Below are 23,070 nucleotides of genomic sequence, written 5' to 3'. Positions count from 1 at the left end.
AGTTGGCGAAAATGCGCCAAAACCCCTTGCTTTCAGGGGGCTGGATGGGTAATATCTGCCCCCGTTCGGAAGGGTCGTTAGCTCAGTTGGTAGAGCAGTTGGCTTTTAACCAATTGGTCGTAGGTTCGAATCCTACACGACCCACCATTCCGAGCCTGGATGCTTGTTTGTAAGTGCCGGGTCGTTAGCTCAGTTGGTAGAGCAGTTGGCTTTTAACCAATTGGTCGTAGGTTCGAATCCTACACGACCCACCAGATTGACAACAAAGCGCCCTCGCTTCCAGAAAGCGAGGGCGCTTTGTCTATAGGGGGCATTTGAATTCCCTAATGCTCCAGCCGTACCCGGCGGAGGTTGTAATCGCCCCCATGGTTCACCAGCACGAAGCCCTGGAAACCTTGGCGCAGCCCCCGGTCGTGCGCCTGCAACACGCGCTGGTCATCCACCGAGACTTGCATGTTGCCGCTCTCGTCTCGGGTCCAACTCAGCATGTGAAAGCGGCCATCCTCAAGGTCGAGTGTGCCTTCGCTGCTGGCGATCACTTCTCCTCCATTGCCAGTCATCCGTACCAGGCTAAGCCCGGGTCGTGAGCCGGGGTTGTAGATCAGGCGGTAGCCTCCGTCGGGCTGGTTGCCCTGAAACAGCCCCAGTTCCAGGCTGCCTGGCCGCTGGTAGGAGGCCAGTTCCAGTTCCAGTCTGAAGGTGTTGTCGACCGGGGCATGGACGAAAATCCGTGCCGCGTCTCCGAACTCGACCTCCGCCGCCTCCGGTGGTGGCGCGTCCCGCTTCAGCCCACCCGTCTGCTCGAGGATCAACTGGAGCATCGCCAGGCCGATCTCTTCCGGTCGCTCCGGGCGGAGCGTCGGTGAGGCGGGAGTGGCCATCTGTGGTTTCTCCACGACGCTGCGCAATCCGCCATCATCGATGTCGAAGCGTCCACTGATTACGGTCCAGGGTGGGTTGTGCCGGAAATCTCCGTCACCGAAGGTGTCATCCAGTGCGACCCGTCTAGCCGGAGTCGGTTCCGGTTCGGTGGTTGCCGGCTCCCGACCCGCCTGCCGTAATCTGGCCAGCAGTGCCGTCGTCGGCTGACCATCCTGGGCCAGGCCTACCGTGCCCTGGAAATCGCGAATCGCATTACGGCTGCGAGTCCCCATCAGGCCATCCACCGGGCCGGCCGCATAACCGAGCCGGTTGAGTTCACGCTGGACTTCGGCCACTAGCTGTTGGCCAGACAGGCTCTCGACGGGAGGCGATGGTTCGGGGGCGATCGCTGACGCCCCCGGCTGCCAGGCGCGGGCTGCCTGTTGGGCCTCGCTGATCTGTTGCGCAGTCATCCGCGCCGCCACTGCATCGCGTGCCGCGGCGGCATGGCGGTGGCCGCGGGCCGCGGCGAGGTTGTACCACTTGTGCGCCTCCACGAAGTCCTGGAGCGTCCCTTGGCCGGCCTCGTGCATTTGCCCCAGCATGTACTGGGCGTCGGCATTGCCGGTGGTGGCAAGCTGGTCGAACATCTGCAAGGCTTGGCGGTACTCCTGCCGCTCGTAGCTCTGTAGGGCGTCAGTGTAGCGGTAATCGGCACTGGCCAGCGTGATGTGACCGAGCAGAAAGAGCAGGAACACGAATCCCTTGGTGATGGTCACGGGGCGTCTCCAGCGAGAAGGGGACTTCGGCCTGTATTCTCCCTGCTTCTCCGTGCTGTCTTTACGATCACCTTATCTCGTCGCTTGTCTCAACGCAGGCCGAGAACGGAAAGAACCACCAGCACGATGACGACGGCGCCGACGATATAGACGATGCTATTCATGAAGTTTTCCTCTGCGGCACATTATCCTGTTTCAGGATGCGGAAGGTGGTTCGTATCGAGATGGCGTCGCGGTCCTTGCGACGCTGAGCGTAACTCCCTGTATCGGCTTCTCCTTGCCTCGCTCAACCTCAGGGTATGTCTTTGATGGCTCTCAGTCTGTGCGCTGTCGTACACAGCGGCTCATTTGTTTATGCCTTGGTCAACCGGCCATTGAACCTTGCGGACTAAAAGTCGAAGGATAATTGCGAAGCCATGATTGACCGATGCACGCCCGGTTCGATCCGCCTCCGTTGGAGGGGCCGGGTATTCATCTCAGCTGTGAAGCACTGGTGCCCATTTCGGCCATTACGCTTGGTGTGGTACATGGCCATGTCGGCGTTGTGCATCAGAGTGTCGGCATCGTCTGCATCCTCCGGGTAGAGGCTGATGCCTATGCTTAGCGTGATGAGGAGTTCATGACCCTGGATACGATATGGCTTGCCCAGAAGGTCGAGCAGTTTTTCCGCGACCTTGGTGGCATCTTCTGGTTTCCTGATCTCGGCAAGCAGGATCACGAATTCGTCGCCACCCTGACGGCAGACGGTGTCGATGTCGCGCATGCAGTCCTGCAGACGGCCCGCAACCGCTTGGAGCAGGCTGTCACCCAAGGCATGGCCGAGCGAGTCATTGATGGGCTTGAAGGCATCAAGGTCAAGATAGAGTAGGGCAACCATATTTTGGTGTCGTCGGGCAAGACCAATGGCTCTGGAGAGCCGTTCCATCAGCAGGGCACGATTGGGCAGGCCGGTGAGCGCATCATGCTGTGCCAGGTACGCCATCCTATCCAACATGACCTGTGATCGAGAGGCATCGTGGAACACGATCACTGCTCCGGTGACGCGACCTTCACGGTCATGAATGGGCGTTGCCGAATCCTCGATCTCGAGCTTGCTGCCATCCTGACGAACTAGAGCGCAATCCAGGGCGAGGCCAATCTTTTTGTTCTCCTCCATGGCCCGCTGCCCAGGCGTGATCGTTGCTTGATGTGTCTTGCCATCGACACGAGGAAAGACTCGGGATAGCGGTTTGCCGATCGCCTCCGTTTCCGACCAGCCTGTCAGGCTCTCAGCCACACGGTTCATGTAGGTGACCGTGCCGTGAAGGTCGATGGTCAGGATGGCATCGCCAATGGCGTTGAGGGCCACTCGTGCCCATGCACCCTCGGCATCCAGGGCAGCTGCCACTTCCCGTCTCGAGGCGTGGACCTGGGTGTATCCTTGCCGCATCGGTTCCTCTGCGCGCAAGGAGTCACAAGGGGACTGCGTCCAGGCGGTGCCTGGAAGAATCGGATCGTTCCTCATGCACTCGGCCCCAAAACGTGAATTACCCATGGGCCGCGCGCCCAAGGGTGGAGTAAGAGCGGTGTGGACTGGTGCGGTGCTAGAGCCAGTGAGACAAGAGACGCGTTCATCAGAAACGTTGGCACTACCATGAGTCGGTTTCCTGTTCCGCCTGCGTGTGACCCCCGGTGGGGCGGCACTGCCTGACCTGAGAGACCTGGGGCTTGGTCGGTCGTCCAGCGAGCGTAGTGTTGCGACGGAGTTGCTTCTGTACGCTAGCGCACACAATATGTACTTCGGTTCCTGCGCTTGTGCTGGGGCTGAGTAGTGCGACGAAGCTCGCATGAGTCGATGTTTTTCATTGAAATTTAAAGGGTTGTTTGCTATCTGACGCTACGGGCAGTTTGTTGCATGTCTTGACGAGATCAGGGGAAGTCCAGCAAGGATGTCCAACGGCTGCCTCGTGTCGTCAACCACCATCGGACAAGTCCACTCTTCATACTCTAGTAGCCGGGGGTGGCTTGCCAGATACGGGAGTGTCAATCATGCCCTTGCAACATGATCCTCGTCAGAATCACTTGCTGGCGGCCCTGACAAGGGATGAATATCAGCGTTTGGTGCCTTACCTGGAACGGGTCGAGCTGACGCTGGGAGATTCGCTGGCCGAGTCGGGAAAGGTGATGAATCATGTCTATTTCCCGATAGATTCCATCGTATCGCTACTGTGCGTCATGGAGGATGGCGACTCGACGGAAATTGCCGTCGTCGGTGCCGAAGGTATCGTCGGCATCTCGTTGTTCATGGGAGGTGAGTCCACACCGAGCCGTGCCATCGTGCAGAGTGCCGGCAGTGCCTACCGTCTCAAGGGGCAGTTGCTGAAGGACGAATTCGAACGCGCAGGAACGTTTCAGCATCTGCTGTTGCGTTATACCCAGGCGCTGATCACCCAGATGGCTCAGACGGCGGTATGCAACAGACATCACAGCCTGGATCAGCAACTGTGTCGTTGGCTGTTACTGAGTCTCGACCGCCTGCCGACCAATGAGCTGGTCATGACCCAGGAACTGATCGCCAATATGCTCGGCGTACGCCGCGAGGGTGTCACCGAGTCGGCGGGCAGACTACAGAGGGCCGGCCTGATTTCCTACCATCGCGGGCATATCAGCATCCTGGACAGGCCTGGCCTGGAAGCGCGGGTCTGTGAATGCTATGCGGTTGTCAAGAAGGAGTATGAGCGGTTGCTGAGCTATCCTCGCTCGGGGTGAAGGGGCCTTCTCCTCCTTTGGGCCGAGAGTTCAGGTTCTTGATTGCGGAATGAAGCGAATGACTCGTCGGAGCGGTATCTCGCTGTCTTATCCAAAAACTCTCGCATATGTTAGACACCGCACAGATCATACCTCGAGTTTCCACTATAGATAGGCCACCCATCTTCAGGAGATTGAGATGACGAATAATAGAATTCTGGCAATCGTGTTGCTTGTTGTGGGTATGATCCTGCTTTTCTTTGCATATCAGTCATCCCAAAGCCTAGGCGACCAAGTGACGGAGGCCATAACCGGCCGCTTCACTGACTCCACTCTCTGGTTTCTTGTTCTTGGAGCGGCATCTGCGGCGGCAGGTGTTGGTTTGCTGCTGTTCGGTAAATCCACAAGCAACTAGCATAGTAATTTGAATGCGGTACCGGGCCGGCCGCTTTTTGTGCATAGGAACATGGGCGTTTCGTCAGGGTTGTAAATCCTTGCGTAGGGCCTGTTCCAGCTCCTTGGTCGCGGTGATGTCGATAAGAGTGATGACCACTCCGTCAATGACATTGTCCAGTCGGCGATAGGGCATGATACGTACGGTGAACCAGCGGTCATCGGTGGTGGTTATCTGTTTCTCGGAAAATGCCAGGGTGCTCAGGGTGTTAAGGGCATCGTCATTGAGTTCCGGGTACAGCAGGCTGGTAGTGAGGTCACTAAGTGGTCGGCCGATATCGCCTTCTCGGATGCTGATGATCTTTGATGCTCGGTCGGTGAAACGGCGGAGATTCAGGTTCTGGTCGAGAAACAGGATGGCTATCTCGATGCTGTTGAGCAGGTTGTTCATATCGCTCTGAGCGAGGGCGAGGTCATCGAGCTTGGTTTGCATTTCCGCATTGATGGTTTGCAGCTCCTCGTTCATGGACTGCATCTCCTCCTTCGACGTGGTCAGCTCTTCGTTGGTTGATTGCAATTCCTCATTGGTCGACTGCAATTCTTCGTTGGCTGACTGCAACTCCTCCTGGGACGTGCGGTTTTCTTCGCGGAGCGTCTGGATTTCATCCTGGTACTGCTGCAGCTCCGCGGCATAGGCCTGTTGCGCGGCTGTTGTTGACGTGTTCTTGTCGGCCGGGCTGGCATGGGGCTTGGCGATATCGCGGAACACGATCATCTTCATCCCGCGCAGGGTGGTAGGCTCTCGCAATGCTTGTACGGTGACATCGACGCTCTGCATGCCTCCACCGGCCAGCTGCACCTGCAGGCCTGGCAAGTGCAATGGCTCGCTTTGATTTTCGGCTTGGCGCAGGGCGCTTGTAATGGGGATTCGCAGGCCTTCGCGCACCATGGCGTGAAAGTTCCAGTTGGCCTTGCCGGCGGCAGGTTCCAAGTACTTTCCTGTGCGACCGCTGATATAGACGACATCACCCTCATCGTTGACCACCACCGCTGCGGGAGCGTAGACCTGCAGTAATACCTGGTCGGCCGCCGCTTGCAGGTTATCCGTTGTCTGGGACGATGAGTCGTTGGCGGGCACGGGAAGCTCCTTGGCTATCCAGGACAGAGGCGGAAACGACTTCACCGGCAACCGGGTGTCGCTGCTCTGGGCATAATCCTGGCGCAAATAGAGTCGTAATTTGGATTGAATGGGGGCAAAGAGCTGAGTGTAGCGGCCTACCGTCTCAGAGCTTCCCAGCAGCAGTACTCCCCCGGCGCGCAGGCTGTAGTGAAATAAGGGAATGAGTTTGTGCTGCAGGCTCTGGTCGAAGTAGATCAGCAGGTTGCGGCAAGAAATCAGGTCGAGGCGGGTAAAGGGCGGATCAAGCACCACATCCTGCTGGGCGAACAGAACCAGGTCGCGGACGTCGCTATTGATCTGGTAGCCGTCGGCATGGGCACTGAAAAAACGTGCCAGACGCTCCGCCGAGACACTGCTGCTGATATCCGCAGGATAGTGGCCACGGCGTGCGGTGGCAATGGCGTCCGGGCTCAGATCGGAGGCGAAGATCTGCAGGCTGCAGTTATGGGGTCGTGGCAGCTTGTCCAGTGCCTCGATGAAGATCATGGCCAGGGAGTAGGCCTCTTCGCCGGTTGAGCAGCCGACCACCCAGGCGCGCAGGTGGGGCTCTCTGGGCTGTCGGGCCAGCAATTCTGGCAGGGTGGTATCTGCCAGAGTCTGCCAGACCGGAGCATCGCGGAAAAACCTGGTCACCCCGATGAGCACCTCCTTGAACAGCAGGTCGATCTCCTGGGGGTTACGCTGGAGAAAATCGGCGTAAAGCGCCAAGGTGGCGACGTCGTGGATCGCCATGCGCCGCTCGATGCGACGGTGCAGTGTGCTGGGTTTGTAGAGGGAGAAGTCGTGCCGGGTTCGCTGTTGAAGCAGACGGAGAATGCGCTGTAAGGGCGTTGACTCGAGCTCAGGTTCTGTCGCCTCCCTGTCGGAGGCGCCTGGGTTGGGCGCCTGGGCGAGCCAGGCCTGGATGCGGGTGGGCAAGTCACCAGGCGGGGCAATGATATCGGCACAGTTTGCGGCGATAGCGCTTTTGGGCATGGCATCGAACTGAGCCGTGTCGGGTTGCTGCACCGCCGTAATGCCGCCCATGGCCTTGATCGCCTGTAAGCCCAGGGTGCCGTCGGAGCCCATGCCGGACAGAATTACCCCAATGGCTTGCTCTCCCAGGGTGCTTGCCAGGGAAGAAAACAGCACGTTGATGGGCAGACGCATACCCCTGGGTTCCATAGGCTTTGCAAGTTTCAACAAACCGTCGACAACGCTGAGTTCGGTATTCGGCGGAATCACGTACACACAGTCAGGCTCGATGAGCATGCCTTGAGTGGCTTCCCTTACGGGCATCGGTGTAACGCGTTGGAGTAATTCGGGGAGCAAAGCCTTATGGGTGGGATCGAGATGCTGCACCACAACGTAGGCCATATGGCAGTGCGACGGGATCCGAGCAAGAAACTGTTCCAGCGGCGCCAAGCCACCGGCGGAGGCGCCAATGCCCACGATTCGCGTGGTCACCGGAGTGTTGCCGGCGGCTTGGCAGGTGTCCAAGCGTCCATGGAGCAGAGCGGTGGAGCGGGGTTACTCAGCATTTCCGCACTCGCGGCAGATCAACAGGATATGCTTGCGCTCTGGTGAGAGGGATGCCAGGAACTGCATGTGTCGAGAGCCCTGTGTGTGTGCCCCCGTCTTGGCTAGGCAGGAATCCATGGCGCCACTCTGGGCGACATGTCGTAGCAGGTCAAGCAGTTGCGGCCGGCTCCCAGCGAGTAGGAACGTGCCAATGGGGTGTCCCTCCAGATCTTCACGTCCAACACCAAAAAGCGCTGCAGCGGCAATGTTACCCTGAATAATATTGCCCTCGAGGTCGACGAGAAAGTAGCCAAGGGGGGCGGAGTCGTAAAGTGTCCGGTAAAGGCTCAAATCCTCGACAAGTGCCCGTTCAGTGGCGGCAATCTCTTCATTCTGCAAGTCAAGCTCCACTTGGTGAACCTGCAATTCATGGAGCAGCTTGAGAGCGTCTTCCGCGTTGTCGGGATTACTGGACAGCTGGTGGAGCAGACGCAGAGCGTCAACGCCAACCGACCAGTGACTCGCTACCGGCGTCTTGCCCGCCTGCAACTGCGCTTCAGCCTTGTCTCGCAGCTGTATGGAGACATTAGGTGCATTAGTGATTGCTGTGGGCATGTCGCGCTCCAAGCTATGTTCTCGAATATAGCTCTCATAATAGCTTATCGTGGCAGGGATTAGTATGGAGCTTTTAGCTATTTTCGGGGTGCGCGCTGCTTTGATTAAAGGGGTTGAGGAGTTTGGGATTTAGCGTTTTGTCGTGTCGACTTTATTTGGCTTAATGCCGGCTTGCCGTTGGTAAGTTTTAGAATCTGTTCTTAGTGCTTGGCCTGGTAAAAGTACCACCACAAATACAGGCTATTACCAAGACCATGATTCATCAATATCACTGGCCAATGCTCTTGTTCGTACCTGTAGCACCAAGCGACCTCACAGCCAAGGACAATCCAGTTTGAGTGGTGCGCCAGCTGCCCGACGACGTGTATGTTGGAGGCTGAATCTCAGCGCGGCTCGCTTCGATCCAGATACGCATCCATCAGCCTGGCGTTGCGCAAATTGGCCTTGAATGCGAAATCGAACACGTCCCCGACCAGCGGGACCGTGCCGATCACGGCATCCAGCCCGACGTTCAGCGCCATTCGCGTGAGCACCCGGGTGGGCACACCTGCACGGGCCGCCTGCACGATGATGTAGAATGCCACCCCAGCCGTCGCGAGATCTCCGACCCCTGGCACTAGCCCGACGAGCCCGTCGACACCGATGCGAAAACCGCCTGGCAGACGGATCGAACTGTCCATCAGTCGCGCGAGCCGGTGCACGCGTTTGCGCGCCTCGTCAGGCCGGCGCTTCAGCGCGTCAGGCGGCATCGCGGTGTTCCTCGCTTGCCGGCGGCTTTATGCAGAAAGCCCCCGAGTGGTGGCAGGCAGAGCGCAAAAAATGATGCATAACAGGTCCACTGGGTGTGCTCCTGGGTGCAGTTTAGACGCCACAGCACGACTTTCATCAGTGCTTTGACTTCAGCATCTCGTCGCGTTGGTTCTCCGCCCGCGCGGCTCCGATCGCGGTTTCAACTTTTTTAACTTCCTCGGGCGGTGGCAGGACCGCCGGTAATCCGAGCGAATCGATCCACAATTCGCGGAGAAATCCCTTCGTGTGGTGGAGGTGATGTTCCTCTTCCTGCCCCACCGCTTCGAACGCGCTCCTGAGAGGGCCGGTTTCCTCCCCCTCGCCGTGTTCTGCCAGATGACCGATCAGTTGCCAGTTCTGGAGATCCTTGGTTTCTGCCAGAACCACGCAGTCACCGGCCACGAGTTGAGCCGCCGCAGCACTGGCGTTCGCCTTTGCCATTTCCATGGCGGTGACCAGCGACTCCCCAAGGTGTGCTACCACTTCGCGGCCGGGCGTTACGGTGTCTGGATTCAGACCCAGTTGCTCGAACACCCTCAGTAGTAGTTGCTCGTGGGTGCGGGTCTGCGCCAGGTACTCCTCCCATTCATCTTTCAGGTCTTCGTTTTGCACGCATGACAGCGCGGCTTCGTAGATCTTTATTCCACCGCGCTCCGTCTCGAGGGCTTGATATAACAATTCGTGCAACTGCTTCTGGATATACGGTCTCTTTTTCACAGTATTCTCCTCGCGCGGGTAGACGGTACGCCGATGGGCGGGCTGCGTCATCGTGTTGGGATCAACAAATGCGGCAGATGTCACTCAGTTGAATGTTCAATGATAGGTAAGGAGATGCTGTCGCGTCGGTGCAGTGGCGCACATAACCGTTCGATGGGAATGAATTGGCTTGGCCACCATTTCGTCGGCGCCGGCTGACGCTGCCTGATCTACACTCCAGAAATGATATGCCAGGGGTCGCTCGTGAACTTGAAAAGCGGTTATCCGTTCTGGGCGGTCAAGAATGGCCTGATGCATGCCTTCCCTCAGCTTGATGCCGAGCTGAGCCGCGACGTCGCGGTGGCGGGCGCTGGGACCGAATTGCTGTGCGCGCAAATCGAACGCCGCCAGCATCCATTGGCGGCGCTGTTCTCCTTTGCACGGATGGAACGTCATTGACCTGGGACCGAAAATCTATGCTCTGGGTTATCGGAGCCACCGTGCTGGCCACCGGCCTGACACTGTTGCTGTTGCAGAACTTCAAGACACCAGAGAAGTCTCTCGAGCGCAAGGTCGAGCATCGCTACGCGGTTTCCGAGCCACAGTTTCGGCGCGAGATGTCCGTTCTGCTGGGCCCGGCGATAGTGAGCGGCAACCAAGTGACTGCGCTGCAAAACGGCGACGAGATTTTTCCAGCGATGCTGCAGACCATTCGCTCGGCTCAGACCTCGATCACGTTCGAGACCTTCATTTACTGGTCAGGTGACATTGGTGAAGCGTTCTCGCAAGCGCTTGCTGAACGGGCCCGTGCGGGCGTGCAGGTCAGCGTCATTATCGACTGGGTCGGCAGCAGCAAGATGGATCAGTCACTGCTGGACTCCATGCAGGCTGCTGGTGTGCAACTGCACCGATATCGACCGCTGCACTGGTACAACGTTGGTCGAATGAACAACCGCACCCATCGCAAGTTGCTGGTGGTCGATGGCCGTATCGGGTTCACCGGGGGGGTAGGCATTGCCGACCAGTGGACTGGCGACGCAGGCGATCCCGATCACTGGCGAGACACTCACTTCCGAATCGAAGGGCCCGTGGTAGCGCAATTGCAAGCGGCTTTCAACGACAACTGGATCAAGACCACTGGCCAGGTGCTGAACGGCTCGGCCTATTTCCCGGCTCTTCAGGAACAGGGAGAGACGGATGCACACATGTTTGTTGCCTCGCCATCCGGTGGGGGCGAGAGCATGCACCTCATGTATCTGCTTGCCATCGCGGCAGCCGAGTCGACGATCGACTTGGCAGCCTCTTACTTTGTTCCCGACAGCATGTTGGTCGAAGCTCTAGTCGCTGCCTGCCGACGTGACGTTCGCGTTCGAATTCTGTTGCCTGGGCCACACATTGATGCGTATACGGTCAAGGTGGCTTCCAAGTCGGACTGGGGGGAACTGCTGGGCGCAGGTGCCGAGATCCACCTCTATCAGCCGACCATGCTGCATACCAAGTTGCTGGTCATCGATGCCGAGTTTGTTTCGGTGGGTTCTACCAATTTTGACATGCGCTCGCTTCGGCTCAATGACGAGGCGAGCCTGAATGTCTACAGCAGCGACTTTGATACTCAGATGACCGCGGTGTTTGAGGGCGATCTGCTGTCGGCTGAGTCGTATTCTCTTGCCGACTGGAAGAGCCGTTCATGGCGCGAAAGATTTTCCGAAAAGGTCCTGCTACCCATCAGATCGCAGCTTTGACCAAGGGAACGCTGGCGTGAAGCATCGTAGCAGGATGCTGGCAGGGCGGCAGGGCGCATCTGTGCGCCGACACTCCGTCGTCACCGATCTTGTTGCCAGCATCTCGAGTGTTCTTGATCCTGCCGGGCGAAGCCCACATTCCACTACCAGGACACATTATCTTGCGGGGGCTGGTCAATGCCCCACCATTCTGGTCTAGAATAAGTGAACGGGTCGAGGTAGCGAAAGACGCAACCTGGCCCAAGGCGCATCGCCCGTACGGAGCGTACGGTAGCGGTGCACCCGGTACATGCAGGGGGAGCCCCTGCCAGTCACAGTGGTAGACACGATGACGATCATGACTTCCCGAATCGAGGTGCGTGAGCACCTCGCCCGCGCCTACTGCCCGACCCGCATCCCGGCCGAGGACGAGGCTCGCATTGACGAGATCAAGCGCCTGCTGGAGCTGCACAACGCGGTGCTCGTGGCCCACTACTACACCGACGATGCCATCCAACAGCTGGCCGAGGAGACCGGCGGCTGCGTTGCCGATTCGTTGGAAATGGCCCGCTTCGGCGCACGTCACGAGGCTGAAACCCTGGTGGTCGCCGGGGTGCGCTTCATGGGCGAGACGGCCAAGATCCTGTCGCCTGAGAAACGCGTGTTGATGCCGACGCTGGAAGCCACCTGCTCGCTCGACATCGGTTGCCCGGCGGACGAATTCAGTGCCTTCTGCGCTCAGCATCCCGATCGTACCGTGGTGGTCTACGCCAACACCTCGGCGGCGGTGAAGGCGCGCGCCGACTGGGTGGTGACCTCCTCTATCGCGGTGGATGTCATCGAGCACCTGCAGGCGCGCGGCGAGAAGATCCTGTGGGCCCCGGACAAGCACCTGGGGGGCTATATCCAGCAGAAGACCGGCGCCGACATGCTGTTGTGGGACGGTGCCTGCATCGTGCACGAGGAGTTCAAGGCCAAGGGCATCGAGGACCTGAAAGGGCTCTACCCCGACGCCGCCGTGCTGGTGCACCCGGAGTCGCCCGCTTCGGTGGTGGCATTGGCCGACGTGGCCGGCTCGACCTCGCAACTGATCAAGGCGGCCAAGGAGCTGCCGAACGACAAGCTGATCGTCGCCACCGACCGCGGCATCTTCTTCAAGATGCAGCAGATGGTGCCCGAGAAGACCCTGTTCGAGGCACCCACCGCCGGCAACGGCGCCACCTGTCGCAGCTGCGCCCACTGCCCGTGGATGGCGATGAATGCGCTGGACAACCTGGCTGGTGCCCTGCGCGAAGGCAGCGGCGAGATCTTCGTCGACGCCGAGCTGCGCCTGAAGGCACTCAAGCCGCTGGAGCGCATGCTCAACTTCCAGAAGTAGTTGTTGTTCTTCGTAACGAGATGAACTCGCTACTGTTCTCTAGCGGCGCCGGGGACAGGTCGTAGCGGAGGTCATTTGCCAGGGATGGCAAATGTAGCGCCCAGGGATGGGTTCACAGCGCCTCCGCGAAGGGCCTGTCGCCGGAGAAGCCGCGGTCTTCCTTGAGCTATCCGTCAGCTTCTTTCTCCTTTTTGCTGCTAGAACTTCTCCATCGTCTCGCGATAACCGACGAAGTCCTCGCGGCGCTGCTCGATGCGTGCCAGGGCGTTGGTCTCGCCGCTCTGCTCCGCTACTCGGCGGGCCACGTCGAGCTGACGGATGGCGCGATCGATCTCGCCGGTGAGCTGCATCTGCTCGGCTCGGGCCAAGTGGCCCCAAGCCTCGCGGCCGCTGCGGCCGGCGGCTTCGGCGAGCAGCGTGAAGACCTGCGGGTCCTCGGGGCGTCGGTTGGCCAATTCATTCAGGACTCGATAGGCCTCGTTGGGGTCTCGCTGCAGCAGCGCTTCGCCCAGGATGCGCGTGGCCGGCATGTGGCCCGGCATCAGGCGCAGCACACGCCGGCTGCGCTCGATGGCATCGTCGTAGCGGCCGGCATCGAAGGCGACCTCGGCGGCGCTGACCGGCAGCAGGGCCAGGTCGGGTAGTTCCCGGGCCAAGGCGTCGAGCTGGCTGAGGGCGCTGTCGGTCTGGCCGTGGTGGGCGGCAATCAGGGCGTCGAGATAGCGCCTGGCCGATGGCGGCGCGTCATCCTGGGCCAGGCGTGTCGCCGCCTGCTGCGGGTCGCGCTGATTCACCGCCAGCAGTGCCCGGGCGCGCACCAGGTGGTAGATTGGGTCGCCCTCGCGAGGACGCATGGGTTCGAGCTGGGAGGCGCGGGACTCGGCATCGCTGATGCGCGACTCGGTCAGCGGGTGAGTGAGCAGGAACTCAGGGGGATTGCCGCCCTGCAGGCTCACCTGACGCTGCATGGCGCGGAACATCCTGACCATGGCGTCGGGGTCGAAGCCGGCCTGGGCCATGGTCTGCAAGCCGAGGCGGTCGGCTTCCTGCTCGAAGCGCCGTGAATAGGCCAGTTGATCCTGGATGAAGGCGGCCTGGGAGCCCATGGCGGCGGCAATGCCGGCGTCGCCGCCGCCGCTGGCGGCGATCAGCATGCCGGCCAGCATCGCCGCCATGGCCGGCAACTGGGTCTGCTCGGCACGTGCCTGGCCGCGTGAATAGTGGCGCTGGGAGAGGTGACCCAGTTCGTGGGCCAGCACCGAGGCGACGGCATCCTCTTCATTGGCGAAGGCGAACAGGCCGGCATTTACGCCGATGACGCCGCCCGGCACGGCGAAGGCGTTGAGGGCACGGTTATTCACCAGTGTGACGACGGTGCTGGAGTTGCCAAGCCCGCTGTGTGGCAGCAGGCGCGACACCAGCGACTCCACGTAGTCCTGCGCGATGGGGTCCTGCCAACTGGGGGCGCGGGCACGAAACTGGCGCAGCCAGGCGCGACCCAGGCGAAATTCCTCGCCGGTCATGGCCTGGCTGCTGCCGGTCAGGCTGGGCAGTCCATAGTCCTCAGTAGCGCTGGTCGGTGCCGGGGCAGACAGGCCCAAGGTCAGCGCGACGGCACCGGTGGTCAGGCAGGTTAGGGTCTTGCGCAGCATGTGCCAGTCTCGTTCGAAGCGGCGGTCGGTTCTCTCTCCGACATTGATTCGGCCTGCAAAGTGCCTTTAAATCTCAAGGGTTTTGCGCTTTGTTGCAAGGGCATGCGGCCTGATGTGCATGAGCGTACGTTATTTTTCGGGAGACGACATGGCTGTGCAACCAGATGATGTACTCGATGCCTGCGGCCTGCCCTGCCCGCTGCCGTTGCTCAAGGCGAAGCAGGCACTGGCTCGGTTGCAGCCCGGTCAAGTGCTCGAGATCCTGGCGACCGATGCCGGCTCCTGGCGCGACTTCGAAACCTTCGCCGACAACAGCATCCACGAGTTGATCGCCCGGGAGGAGCGCGGCGAGGTCTACCATTACTGGCTGCGCAAGGGCGAGGAACCAACCTCATGATTTTGCGTGAGGTCTTCAAGGGCTGGATCGAGCACTACTTCTCCGACGAGGAGGCGGTGATCCTGCTGGTGCTGCTGATACTGGGCTTCGCTGCGGTGATCCTGTTCGGTCGAATGCTGGCACCGTTCCTCACTGCCCTGGTCATCGCCTTCCTGCTGCAGGGGGGCGTCAATGCCCTGACACGGCGCGGCGTGCCGCATCTGCTGGCCGTGACGCTTATCTTCCTCGCTTTCATCGGCGTGCTGCTGGCTCTGGCCTTCATTCTGATGCCGTTGATATGGAATCAGCTCGTCAGCCTGGTTCAGGAGACGCCCCGTATCGTCGCCAGCGGCCAGCGCTGGCTGGATGAACTCCAGGAGCGCTATCCCAACCTGGTCACGCCGGACCAGGTGCAGGAGTGGATCGCCGTCGCCGGTCGCGAGCTGACCCAGCTCGGCCAGCGCGCACTGACCCTCTCGCTGGCCTCGCTGGGCAACTTGCTGGCCTTGATCATCTATCTGGTGCTGGTGCCGATCCTGGTGTTCTTCCTGCTCAAGGATCGCGAGCAGTTGGTGGGCTTTACGCTCTCGCTGCTACCTCAACAGCGTGCGCTGATGACGCGCATCTGGCAGGAGATGGATGCTCAGATCGCCAACTACGTGCGCGGCAAGTTCATCGAGATCATCATCGTCGGCACCGTGTCGTTCTTCACCTTCGCCTTCTTCGGCCTGCCCTATTCGGCTCTGCTGGCGGTACTGGTGGGCTGTTCGGTACTGGTGCCCTACATCGGCGCCGCCGTGGCGACCCTGCCGGTGGCCGCCGTGGCGGGCTTTCATTTCGGCATGAGCGACCAGTTTCTCTACGTGCTGGTCGCCTATGGCGTGATCCAGGCGCTGGATGGCAACGTGCTGGTACCGATTCTGTTCTCCGAGGCGGTCAACCTGCATCCGGTGTCGATCATCGTGGCGGTGCTGTTCTTCGGCGGAGTCTGGGGCTTCTGGGGCATTTTCTTCGCCATCCCCCTGGCAACGCTGCTCAAGGCCTTGGTCTATGCCTGGCCAAGAGGAATCAGGCAGTACCATGACTCGCTCCAGCCCGTCGAGCTGGAGCAACAGGTCGAGGAGTAAGGGGAGCCCGCCCGCGGGTTCCGGGCGGAGCGCCTGCCTGGCTTAATTGCCGGCGTGAAGTGCCTGGGCCGCTTCGAGGACTTCCTGGGCGTGCCCCTTGACCTTGACGCCGCGCCACTCGCGGGCAAGCTTGCCATCGGCGTCGATCAGGAAAGTGCTGCGTTCGATGCCGAGATGCTCCTTGCCATACAACTTCTTCAGCTTGATGACGTCGAACAGCTGGCAGATTTCCTCGTCCTTGTCGGAAATCAACTCGAAGTTGAAGGCCTGCTTGGCCTTGAAGTTCTCCTGGGCGCGGATGCCGTCGCGCGAAACGCCGAGGATGACCGTATTGGCTGCGTCGAAGTCTGCCTTGCGGTCGCGGAAGTCGCCGCCTTCGGTGGTGCAGCCGGGGGTGCTGGCCTTGGGATAGAAATAGATCACCACCTGGCGACCCTTGAGTGAGGAGAGGGTGACGGTGGTATCGCCGGTGCCCTTGGCGCTGAAGTCGGGTACCGGTTGGCCGATGGCTGGCGTCATGAGAGGCTCCTTGATGAGGTGGAAGGCGTTTCATTACACGCAGGCCGGGGTGTGCTGTCAAAGAGCGCGTCGGCCGTGCTGTACAGGCCTGTGCCGCCTGAGTACCATTTACCCTTTGCTCGTGGTCCTGTCGATGCGACACCCGAGTGCGGCATGAGCGGCTATTGCAGAGGAAGAGAGGATGATCACTGGCAGTATCGTCGCCCTGGCGACGCCGATGAAGGCCAATGGTGATATCGACTGGGAGGCGTTGCGCCGCTTGGTGAACTTCCACCTGGAGAACGGCACCGACGGCATCGTCGCCGCCGGTACCACCGGTGAGCCCACCACCATGTCCTTCGCCGAGCATTTCGACGTGATTCGCGCCGTGGTGGAAGAGGTCGATGGCCGCATTCCGGTCATTGCCGGCACCGGGGCCAATGCCACTTCCGAAGCCGTGGAGCTGGCGCGCTATGCCAGCGAAGTGGGCGCCGACTACTGCCTGTCGGTGTGCCCCTACTACAACAAGCCCACTCAGGAAGGGCTCTATCGCCACTTCAAGGCGGTGGCCGAGGGCAGCCGCCTGCCGGTAATCCTCTACAACGTGCCCGGCCGCACCTGCTCCGATCTCTACAACGAAACCGTGTTGCGCCTGGCCGAGGTCGGCAACATCGTCGGGCTCAAGGATGCCACCGGCAACCTTGAGCGGGCCGAGGACCTCATCGCGCGGCTCCAGGGCAGCGGTTTCATGCTCTACTCCGGTGACGATGGTACCGCCTGCGAGTTCATGCTGATGGGCGGCAACGGTGACATTTCGGTTACCGCCAACGTGGCGCCCAAGGCCATGCACGAGCTGTGCGTCGCCGCGGTCGCCGGTGACGCCGATCGCGCTCACCAGATCAACACCCGGTTGATGCCACTGCATACCAACCTGGGCATCGAGTCCAACCCGATTCCGGTCAAGTGGGCGCTTCACCGCATGGGAATGATCGAGCAGGGTATTCGTCTTCCGCTTACCTGGCTGTCCGGCAAGTACCATGCGACGGTGGACGAGGCCCTGCAACTGGCTGGCGTAATCGACGATTGAGGCGGCCTGGAAAGCTCCCGCCGCCCCGATAATCTGACTGCAAGGTGAATGCATGAATTCTGCGCTGAAATGGATGCCGCTGGTGGCTCTCGCTGCCCTGGCCACTGCTGGCTGTGCCCGCGAAGGCTTCTATGACGACCGCAACATCGATTATGTGAAGGCCCAGCGCAGTGCGCCTCTGGTTCTGCCGCAAGGGCGCAACGAGCAGCGCTATCGCGATGCCATGCCGATACCCGAGGCCCAGGGCAGCCTGCGCTCCGACGGCGAGCGTTTCAGCGCTCCGAGTCCGGAACGCCTGGCGTCAGGCGGCGCAGTGGAGCGGGACTTCGTCGAGCGGCGCGAGATCGGCAGCGATCGCTGGCTGGTGGTGGGCTCCGACCCGGGCATGGTCTGGCCGCAGCTTCAGGATTTCGCCCGTGCTCGCGGCCTGCAGATACAAGCCAGCGATGATCGCGGCGTACTGGAAACGGCCCAAGGTCGGCTGAGCGTGCGCCAGGGGCTGCGCGCCGGCGACAGCGAGGTTCGTTGCGACCAGAACGGACGCCCGGTGGCGGCCTGTCTCGATGCGCTGGAGCAGCACTTCAGCGCGCGCAGCGCTACTGCCAGTGCCGCCTCGTTGGCAGGTCAGCAGATATCCCGCGAGGATCGCCTGCGATTCGAACAGCTCGCCAGCGGTGAATGGGTCGTGCGCATTCCGCTCGACATCGACCGCGTCTGGGCCGAGTTGAATCATCAACTGGAAGCCGATTTCAGCGTGGAGAACCGGCGCGAGCTGCTCGAACAGGACCCCCAGCAGCACGACTTCCTGGTCAGCTACATGACCGCGTCCGAGCGTGACCGTGGCATGTTCCAGATCATCCTGAGCCCCGACGTGCGCCAGATGCCGCAGGAGATTCGTCTGGTACTCGAGTCCGATGGCCCCGAGCGCACCACGCTGCGGGCCGTCAACGAGAGCGAGCGGCGCTTCACCGAAAGGGACGCCCGCGAGCTGCTCGAGCGGGTGTCGGGCCTGCTGCGCTGATGCAGCAGGGGCAGGCCAACGAGCCGTTGCCAGCCTCAGGCAAGCTTCGCTTCGCCTCGCTCGGCAGCGGCAGCAAGGGCAATGGCACCCTGGTCAGCGACGACGAGACCCTGGTGCTGGTCGACTGCGGCTTCGGCCTGCGCGAGACCGAGCGACGGCTGGCGCGTCTCGGCGTCCATCCACGCCAGCTCGATGCCGTGCTGGTGACCCACGAACACGGCGATCATCTGCGCGGCGTGGGTCCCTTGGCACGACGCCATGCGGTGCCGATCTACATCACGCCAGGCACTTGGCTCTCGGGGCGTCTCGGCGAAGTACCGCAGCGCCATTGGATCACGCCCCAGTTGCGTTTCTCGGTGAAGAGCCTCGTGATCGACCCGTTCACGGTACCCCATGATGCCCGCGAGCCGGTCCAGTTCCGCTTCGAATCGCGCGGTTGCCACTTAGGCGTGCTGACGGACCTGGGACATCCCACCGACCACGTCATCGAGGCATTCCGCGGCTGCGATGCGTTGATTCTCGAGTGCAACCACGACCGCCACATGCTCGAGATCGGCCCCTACCCGCCGCGTCTCAAGCGACGCGTCGGCGGCAACTGGGGGCATCTGGCCAACGTTCAGGCGGCAGCGCTGCTGCAGCGCCTCGGCCTGGATCGTTTGCAACACATCGTCTGCTCGCACCTATCCGAACACAACAACCGCCCCGAACTGGCCCTCGAGACCCTGGCGCCACTGCTCGACGGCGATGCCTCACGCCTGACGATTGCGGCCCAGGATGGCGGGCTGCATTGGCAGGCGATCAACTGAATTGCCATCCTCAGGTCATGCCTTCACCCTTTCTGGAGACCCCCATGGAAAAGCGCCAAGAACTCTACGCCGGCAAGGCCAAATCGGTGTTTGCCACCGACGATCCCGACCTGCTCGTTCTCCATTTTCGTGATGACACCAGTGCCTTCGACGGCGAGCGCATGGAGTCGCTGGCGCGCAAGGGCATGGTCAACAACCGCTTCAACGCTTTCATCATGGAGAAGCTGGCCGCGGCGGGTATTCCCACACACTTCGAGAAGCGCCTCTCCGATACCGAGAGCCTGGTCAAGAAGCTCGAGATGATCCCGGTGGAGTGCGTGGTGAGAAACATCGCCGCCGGTGGCCTGGTCAAGCGCCTGGGGGTGGAGGAGGGCAGTGAACTCACGCCGCCCACCTTCGAACTGTTCCTCAAGAACGACGCCCTGCACGACCCGATGATCAACGAGTCGCTGGCCGAGACCTTCGGCTGGGCCACGCCCGAGCAGCTGGCCGAGATGAAGGCGCTGACCTTCAGGGTCAACGAGGTGCTCAAGGCGCTGTTCGCCGACGGTGGCCTGCTGCTGGTGGACTACAAGCTGGAGTTCGGCCTGTTCAAGGGGCGGATCGTGCTCGGCGACGAGTTCTCGCCCGACGGTTGCCGCCTGTGGGATGCCGAGACGCGCAACAAGATGGACAAGGACCGCTTCCGCCAGGGCCTGGGTGGGGTGATCGAGGCCTACGAGGAGGTGGGCCGGCGCATCGGCGTGGAGTTCACCTGAGCAGGAGCCGAATCACCCTGCCATCGATTTGCCTCGACGCCCTCCCTGCGAGGGCGTCGTCGTTTCAGGCTGGCACAATCTCGGTCACTTCTATCACTGTTGCCTGTGCTTCCTCGAGGGCGCGAAAGCGCACGTCGACATCGCGCAGGCGCACGCCATAGACCCTCTCCTCCGCCCCTTTGCGATAGGCGGGGCGCGGATCCTGGGCCAGAACCTGGATGATCAGTTCGCGCAATGAGGCGCCGTCGGGGCGCGTGGCCATAGCCGACTCGGCTTCGGCGCTGAAGCGTACCTCCAGCAACGCGGGCGCCTTGGGGGCGTAACCGGCCCGTGCCTCGGGGCGCGCCTCCACCCAGGGCAGGTAGGGCTTGATGTCGAGCACCGGGGTGCCGCTGACCAGATCGCAGCCGCCCAGCACCAGGCGTACCCCGTTGCGGGTGTCGATCTCGAGCAGTTCCACCAGCGACAGGCCCAGACGATTGGGGCGATGGGTGCTGCGGCTGGCGAACACCCCGACCTTGGCGTTGCCACCGAGCCGCGGCGGGCGGACGAGAGGTGTCCAGCGTTCGGGGCTATGGTGGAAGACGAAGGTCAGCCACAAATGGCTGAAGGCCTCGAGGCCGCGCACCGTCAAGGGGTCGTCGTAGGGGGAGGCGAGAGCCAGCTCGGCGCGGGCAGTCGACGCCAGGCCGGGCTGGCGCGGTACGCCGAACTTGTCGGGAAAGTCGCTTTCGATGTGGCCGATGGGCTGCATCGTGTAGCCGCTGGCGGGAGGCGTTGGGCTGGTCATGGCGTTGCATTATGCCTGCCATTGGCCCCGGCGGCGAGCTTGTGTAATCTGCACGGCGAGACAGATCACGCAAGACATGGGGCAGGGAAAATGGAAACGATGACGATGAACGATGCGCCGTCCCCGAGGAGCGGTTCGCCGCGGATCCTCTATCGTCAGGCCAAGGCGCGTGACGGTGCCGATCAGGCCGAGGTTTTCCATCACGCCGTGATGCAGGGCGCAGCCGCTTATTACAGCGTGGAGCAGCGGACGGCCTGGGCCGCGACGATGCCAAGGGAAGCCAGCGCGTGGGTTGCCCGTCAGACTCTCTACACGACGCTGATGGCCACCTGCGACGGGCGTTGTGTGGGCTTTCTGGAACTGGACATCCCCAAGGGGCATGTCCATACCCTCTATGTGTGGCCTTCGCTGGTGCGTCGCGGCATCGGCTCGACCCTGCTGGTGCACGCCGAGCGCATGCTGCTCGAGCACGGCTGTGAGCGTGTCACCATTGATGCCAGCCGCATGCTGGCCGAGAGCCTGCTGCGCCGCGGCTGGCGCGATCTCGGCACGGAATGGGTGACGAAGAATAGCGTACGACTCGAGCGGCAGCGCTTGGAGAAGCGCCTTGCCGCTATCGAAACCTGATTCAGGCGTCGCGTAGTTCAGTGATGCGCATCGACAGGTCGATCGCCTTGACGTCCTTGGTCAGGGCGCCGCTGGAGATGCAATCGACGCCGGTCTCGGCGATCTGGCGCAGGGTGCTCTCGTCGACGTTGCCGGAAGCCTCCAGCGTGGCCCGGCCCGCATTGCGCTTCACTGCCTCGCGCATGTCCTCGAGGCTGAAGTTGTCCAACATGACGATGTCGGCCCCGGCCGCCAGCGCCTGGTCGAGCTCATCGAAGTTCTCCACCTCCACTTCCACCGGCAGATCGCGGGCGATGCTGCGAGCCTCCTTGACCGCGGCGGCGATGCTGCCGCAGGCGGCGATGTGATTCTCCTTGATCAGGAAGGCGTCGTAGAGTCCGATGCGGTGGTTGTGACCGCCGCCGCAAGTCACCGCGTACTTCTGCGCCAGGCGCAGCCCGGGCAGGGTCTTGCGGGTATCGAGCAGACGCACGCCGGTGCCTGCGAGCAGGTCGACGTAATGGCGCGTGCGGGTGGCGGTGGCGGAGAGCGTCTGCAGCAGATTGAGGGCAGCGCGCTCGCCGGTCAGCAGGCGACGGGCAGGGCCTTCGATCTCGAGGAAACACTGGTCGGCCTCCAGGCGGTCGCCGTCGGCGGCGCTCCAGCGCAAGCGGATGCTGGGATCGAGGCGACGATAGATCTCCTCGACCCAGGCCATGCCGCACAGCACCGCCGGCTCGCGCGTGATGACCCGGGCCGTGGCCCGCTGCGACTCGGGGATCAGCTGCGCGGTGATGTCGGCGGGGCCGACATCCTCGGCGAGCAGATGAGCGGCGGTTTCGCGGATCGCTTCGGCAAGGGCGTCCTGATAATGCATGGCGGGCCTTTTCATGTTCATGGGGCGTCGGGACCGTCATTATAGAGGAATCCAGCTCCAGGACGTCAGGGAGAACGAGATGAGAATCGAGAAAGGCTGGCTGGAAGGCGTACGGCACGTGCCATCGCCCAACCAGGACGCACGCCCCGAGGGTGAGGTCTCGGCGGTGGTGCTGCATTCGATCAGCCTGCCTCCCGGCGAGTTCGGTGGCGAGCATATCGAGCGGCTGTTTACCAATTCGTTGGATGCCGCGGCCCATCCCTTCTTTTCTGGCATCGCCCAGCTTCGGGTCTCCGCCCACCTGCTGATTCGTCGAGACGGCGAATGCGTGCAGTTCGTGCCTTTCGACCGCCGGGCCTGGCATGCCGGGCGCTCGTGCTGGATAGATGAGGGGCGGCCACGGCGTGCATTGAACGACTTCACCGTGGGCATCGAGCTGGAAGGCGACGAGATCCATGCCTATCGTGATGCCCAGTACCGAGCGCTGGCCCTGGCCATGAAGGCGCTGATGGCGAGTTTCCCGGCGATGGCTCCACGACGTGTCACCAGCCACGCCAGGGTGGCGCCACTACGCAAGAATGACCCCGGCCCCGCCTTCGACTGGGCCTATTTTCACCAGTGCCTCAAGACGTTGGGAGTGAGAAGGTGATGAGCGCGACAACACGGAGCCTCATGACCAAACGGTAGTTTTATTACATTTTGGAATTGGCCGACGTCACGTCGGATTAGTTGTCGTAACATCTTGTGATGCAATGCAATATGCTGGTTATGGAAAAAAATTCCATTTCTCTGAGATTGGCAGAAGGGTCACTTTACGGTATGTTCTACGCCAT

At 61.4% G+C, this 23,070-nt stretch carries 23 protein-coding genes and 2 tRNA genes; 15 read left to right on the top strand and 10 right to left on the bottom strand.

The window, feature by feature from the left end:
• The first annotated feature begins 71 nt into the window (after positions 1 to 71).
• Together ACRWQA_RS16780 and ACRWQA_RS16775 are read left to right on the top strand one after the other, a co-directional pair.
• Positions 72 to 147: transfer RNA gene (locus tag ACRWQA_RS16780), tRNA-Lys, on the top strand.
• 31 nt (positions 148 to 178) lie between these two features.
• Positions 179 to 254: transfer RNA gene (locus ACRWQA_RS16775), tRNA-Lys, on the top strand.
• Between the two features lie 69 nt (positions 255 to 323).
• On the opposite strand, the gene ACRWQA_RS16770 is transcribed toward ACRWQA_RS16775, so the two are convergent.
• Together ACRWQA_RS16770 and ACRWQA_RS16765 are read right to left on the bottom strand one after the other, a co-directional pair.
• Complete coding sequence (locus tag ACRWQA_RS16770; RefSeq protein WP_263582785.1) at positions 324 to 1,640, bottom strand: peptidoglycan-binding protein; 1,317 nt, start codon at positions 1,638 to 1,640, stop codon at positions 324 to 326.
• Positions 1,641 to 2,028: 388 nt separating this feature from the next.
• Positions 2,029 to 3,027 carry a diguanylate cyclase domain-containing protein gene (locus tag ACRWQA_RS16765; protein WP_263582786.1) on the bottom strand — a complete coding sequence of 333 codons (999 nt, stop codon included), beginning with the start codon at positions 3,025 to 3,027 and terminating at the stop codon, positions 2,029 to 2,031.
• 641 nt (positions 3,028 to 3,668) lie between these two features.
• Here ACRWQA_RS16765 and ACRWQA_RS16760 point away from each other — a divergent pair.
• Together ACRWQA_RS16760 and ACRWQA_RS16755 are read left to right on the top strand one after the other, a co-directional pair.
• Positions 3,669 to 4,388 carry a Crp/Fnr family transcriptional regulator gene (locus tag ACRWQA_RS16760; protein ID WP_263582787.1) on the top strand — a complete coding sequence of 240 codons (720 nt, stop codon included), beginning with the start codon at positions 3,669 to 3,671 and terminating at the stop codon, positions 4,386 to 4,388.
• A 178-nt stretch (positions 4,389 to 4,566) separates the two neighbouring features.
• Positions 4,567 to 4,782, top strand: coding sequence for a DUF3185 family protein (locus tag ACRWQA_RS16755; protein WP_263582788.1), 216 nt, complete (start codon positions 4,567 to 4,569; stop codon positions 4,780 to 4,782).
• 63 nt (positions 4,783 to 4,845) lie between these two features.
• Here ACRWQA_RS16755 and ACRWQA_RS16750 read toward each other — a convergent pair whose 3' ends face one another.
• The 4 genes from ACRWQA_RS16750 to ACRWQA_RS16735 all read right to left on the bottom strand — a co-directional run bounded on the left by ACRWQA_RS16750 (position 4,846) and on the right by ACRWQA_RS16735 (position 9,561).
• On the bottom strand, positions 4,846 to 7,386 hold the full coding sequence (locus tag ACRWQA_RS16750) for a chemotaxis protein CheB (RefSeq protein ID WP_434229312.1): 2,541 nt from the start codon (positions 7,384 to 7,386) through the stop codon (positions 4,846 to 4,848).
• A 63-nt stretch (positions 7,387 to 7,449) separates the two neighbouring features.
• The gene (locus ACRWQA_RS16745) at positions 7,450 to 8,055 is read right to left on the bottom strand and encodes a PAS domain S-box protein (RefSeq protein ID WP_434229311.1); all 606 of its coding nucleotides are present in this window, start codon (positions 8,053 to 8,055) and stop codon (positions 7,450 to 7,452) included.
• Between the two features lie 383 nt (positions 8,056 to 8,438).
• Complete coding sequence (locus ACRWQA_RS16740) at positions 8,439 to 8,804, bottom strand: DUF4112 domain-containing protein (protein ID WP_434229310.1); 366 nt, start codon at positions 8,802 to 8,804, stop codon at positions 8,439 to 8,441.
• 136 nt (positions 8,805 to 8,940) lie between these two features.
• Positions 8,941 to 9,561, bottom strand: a complete 621-nt coding sequence (locus ACRWQA_RS16735; protein ID WP_434229309.1) for a DUF892 family protein — start codon at positions 9,559 to 9,561, stop codon at positions 8,941 to 8,943.
• A 243-nt stretch (positions 9,562 to 9,804) separates the two neighbouring features.
• On the opposite strand from ACRWQA_RS16735, the gene ACRWQA_RS16730 reads away from it, so the two are divergent.
• The 3 genes from ACRWQA_RS16730 (at position 9,805) to nadA (ending at position 12,639) form a co-directional block, all read left to right on the top strand.
• Complete coding sequence (locus ACRWQA_RS16730) at positions 9,805 to 9,999, top strand: hypothetical protein (protein ID WP_434229308.1); 195 nt, start codon at positions 9,805 to 9,807, stop codon at positions 9,997 to 9,999.
• A gap of 41 nt (positions 10,000 to 10,040) precedes the next feature.
• Positions 10,041 to 11,282, top strand: a complete 1,242-nt coding sequence (locus ACRWQA_RS16725) for a phospholipase D-like domain-containing protein (protein ID WP_434229307.1) — start codon at positions 10,041 to 10,043, stop codon at positions 11,280 to 11,282.
• A 328-nt stretch (positions 11,283 to 11,610) separates the two neighbouring features.
• Positions 11,611 to 12,639, top strand: coding sequence for a quinolinate synthase NadA (gene nadA / locus ACRWQA_RS16720; protein WP_412031192.1), 1,029 nt, complete (start codon positions 11,611 to 11,613; stop codon positions 12,637 to 12,639).
• A gap of 197 nt (positions 12,640 to 12,836) precedes the next feature.
• Here nadA and ACRWQA_RS16715 read toward each other — a convergent pair whose 3' ends face one another.
• Complete coding sequence (locus ACRWQA_RS16715) at positions 12,837 to 14,291, bottom strand: M48 family metalloprotease (protein WP_263582795.1); 1,455 nt, start codon at positions 14,289 to 14,291, stop codon at positions 12,837 to 12,839.
• Between the two features lie 148 nt (positions 14,292 to 14,439).
• On the opposite strand from ACRWQA_RS16715, the gene ACRWQA_RS16710 reads away from it, so the two are divergent.
• On the top strand, positions 14,440 to 14,688 hold the full coding sequence (locus tag ACRWQA_RS16710; protein ID WP_263582796.1) for a sulfurtransferase TusA family protein: 249 nt from the start codon (positions 14,440 to 14,442) through the stop codon (positions 14,686 to 14,688).
• Complete coding sequence (locus ACRWQA_RS16705; protein WP_434229306.1) at positions 14,685 to 15,794, top strand: AI-2E family transporter; 1,110 nt, start codon at positions 14,685 to 14,687, stop codon at positions 15,792 to 15,794. Before ACRWQA_RS16710 ends, ACRWQA_RS16705 begins: the two co-directional genes overlap by 4 nt.
• 42 nt (positions 15,795 to 15,836) lie before the next feature.
• On the opposite strand, the gene ACRWQA_RS16700 is transcribed toward ACRWQA_RS16705, so the two are convergent.
• Entirely contained in the window at positions 15,837 to 16,313 is a 477-nt protein-coding gene (locus ACRWQA_RS16700; RefSeq protein ID WP_263582798.1) for a peroxiredoxin, read from the bottom strand.
• Between the two features lie 181 nt (positions 16,314 to 16,494).
• Here ACRWQA_RS16700 and dapA point away from each other — a divergent pair, with 181 nt between their 5' ends.
• The 4 genes from dapA to purC are packed head-to-tail and all read left to right on the top strand — an operon-like array spanning position 16,495 to position 19,964.
• Positions 16,495 to 17,379 (top strand): 4-hydroxy-tetrahydrodipicolinate synthase, encoded by an 885-nt coding sequence (gene dapA / locus ACRWQA_RS16695; RefSeq protein WP_263582799.1) that lies wholly within the window; start codon positions 16,495 to 16,497, stop codon positions 17,377 to 17,379.
• Between the two features lie 52 nt (positions 17,380 to 17,431).
• Positions 17,432 to 18,400, top strand: coding sequence for a lipoprotein, NlpB (locus ACRWQA_RS16690; RefSeq protein WP_434229305.1), 969 nt, complete (start codon positions 17,432 to 17,434; stop codon positions 18,398 to 18,400).
• Complete coding sequence (locus ACRWQA_RS16685; RefSeq protein ID WP_263582801.1) at positions 18,400 to 19,206, top strand: MBL fold metallo-hydrolase; 807 nt, start codon at positions 18,400 to 18,402, stop codon at positions 19,204 to 19,206. Before ACRWQA_RS16690 ends, ACRWQA_RS16685 begins: the two co-directional genes overlap by 1 nt.
• Before the next feature lie 44 nt (positions 19,207 to 19,250).
• Complete coding sequence (gene purC, locus ACRWQA_RS16680) at positions 19,251 to 19,964, top strand: phosphoribosylaminoimidazolesuccinocarboxamide synthase (RefSeq protein ID WP_434229304.1); 714 nt, start codon at positions 19,251 to 19,253, stop codon at positions 19,962 to 19,964.
• Between the two features lie 64 nt (positions 19,965 to 20,028).
• Here purC and tsaA read toward each other — a convergent pair whose 3' ends face one another.
• On the bottom strand, positions 20,029 to 20,754 hold the full coding sequence (gene tsaA, locus ACRWQA_RS16675) for a tRNA (N6-threonylcarbamoyladenosine(37)-N6)-methyltransferase TrmO (protein WP_434229303.1): 726 nt from the start codon (positions 20,752 to 20,754) through the stop codon (positions 20,029 to 20,031).
• A 99-nt stretch (positions 20,755 to 20,853) separates the two neighbouring features.
• On the opposite strand from tsaA, the gene ACRWQA_RS16670 reads away from it, so the two are divergent.
• Positions 20,854 to 21,381: a GNAT family N-acetyltransferase gene (locus ACRWQA_RS16670; protein WP_434229302.1), complete on the top strand. Its 528-nt coding sequence runs from the start codon at positions 20,854 to 20,856 to the stop codon at positions 21,379 to 21,381.
• A 1-nt stretch (position 21,382) separates the two neighbouring features.
• On the opposite strand, the gene nadC is transcribed toward ACRWQA_RS16670, so the two are convergent.
• Positions 21,383 to 22,237 (bottom strand): carboxylating nicotinate-nucleotide diphosphorylase, encoded by an 855-nt coding sequence (gene nadC, locus ACRWQA_RS16665; protein WP_263582814.1) that lies wholly within the window; start codon positions 22,235 to 22,237, stop codon positions 21,383 to 21,385.
• 79 nt (positions 22,238 to 22,316) lie between these two features.
• Between nadC and ampD the strand changes: the two genes are divergently transcribed.
• Positions 22,317 to 22,886 (top strand): 1,6-anhydro-N-acetylmuramyl-L-alanine amidase AmpD, encoded by a 570-nt coding sequence (gene ampD, locus ACRWQA_RS16660; protein ID WP_263582815.1) that lies wholly within the window; start codon positions 22,317 to 22,319, stop codon positions 22,884 to 22,886.
• Positions 22,887 to 23,070 lie beyond the last annotated feature (184 nt).

Source organism: Billgrantia sp. C5P2 (genome assembly GCF_051062895.2).
The sequence above is the reverse complement of the archived record's forward strand: the minus strand, read 5'-3'. Positions and strand labels throughout refer to the sequence as shown.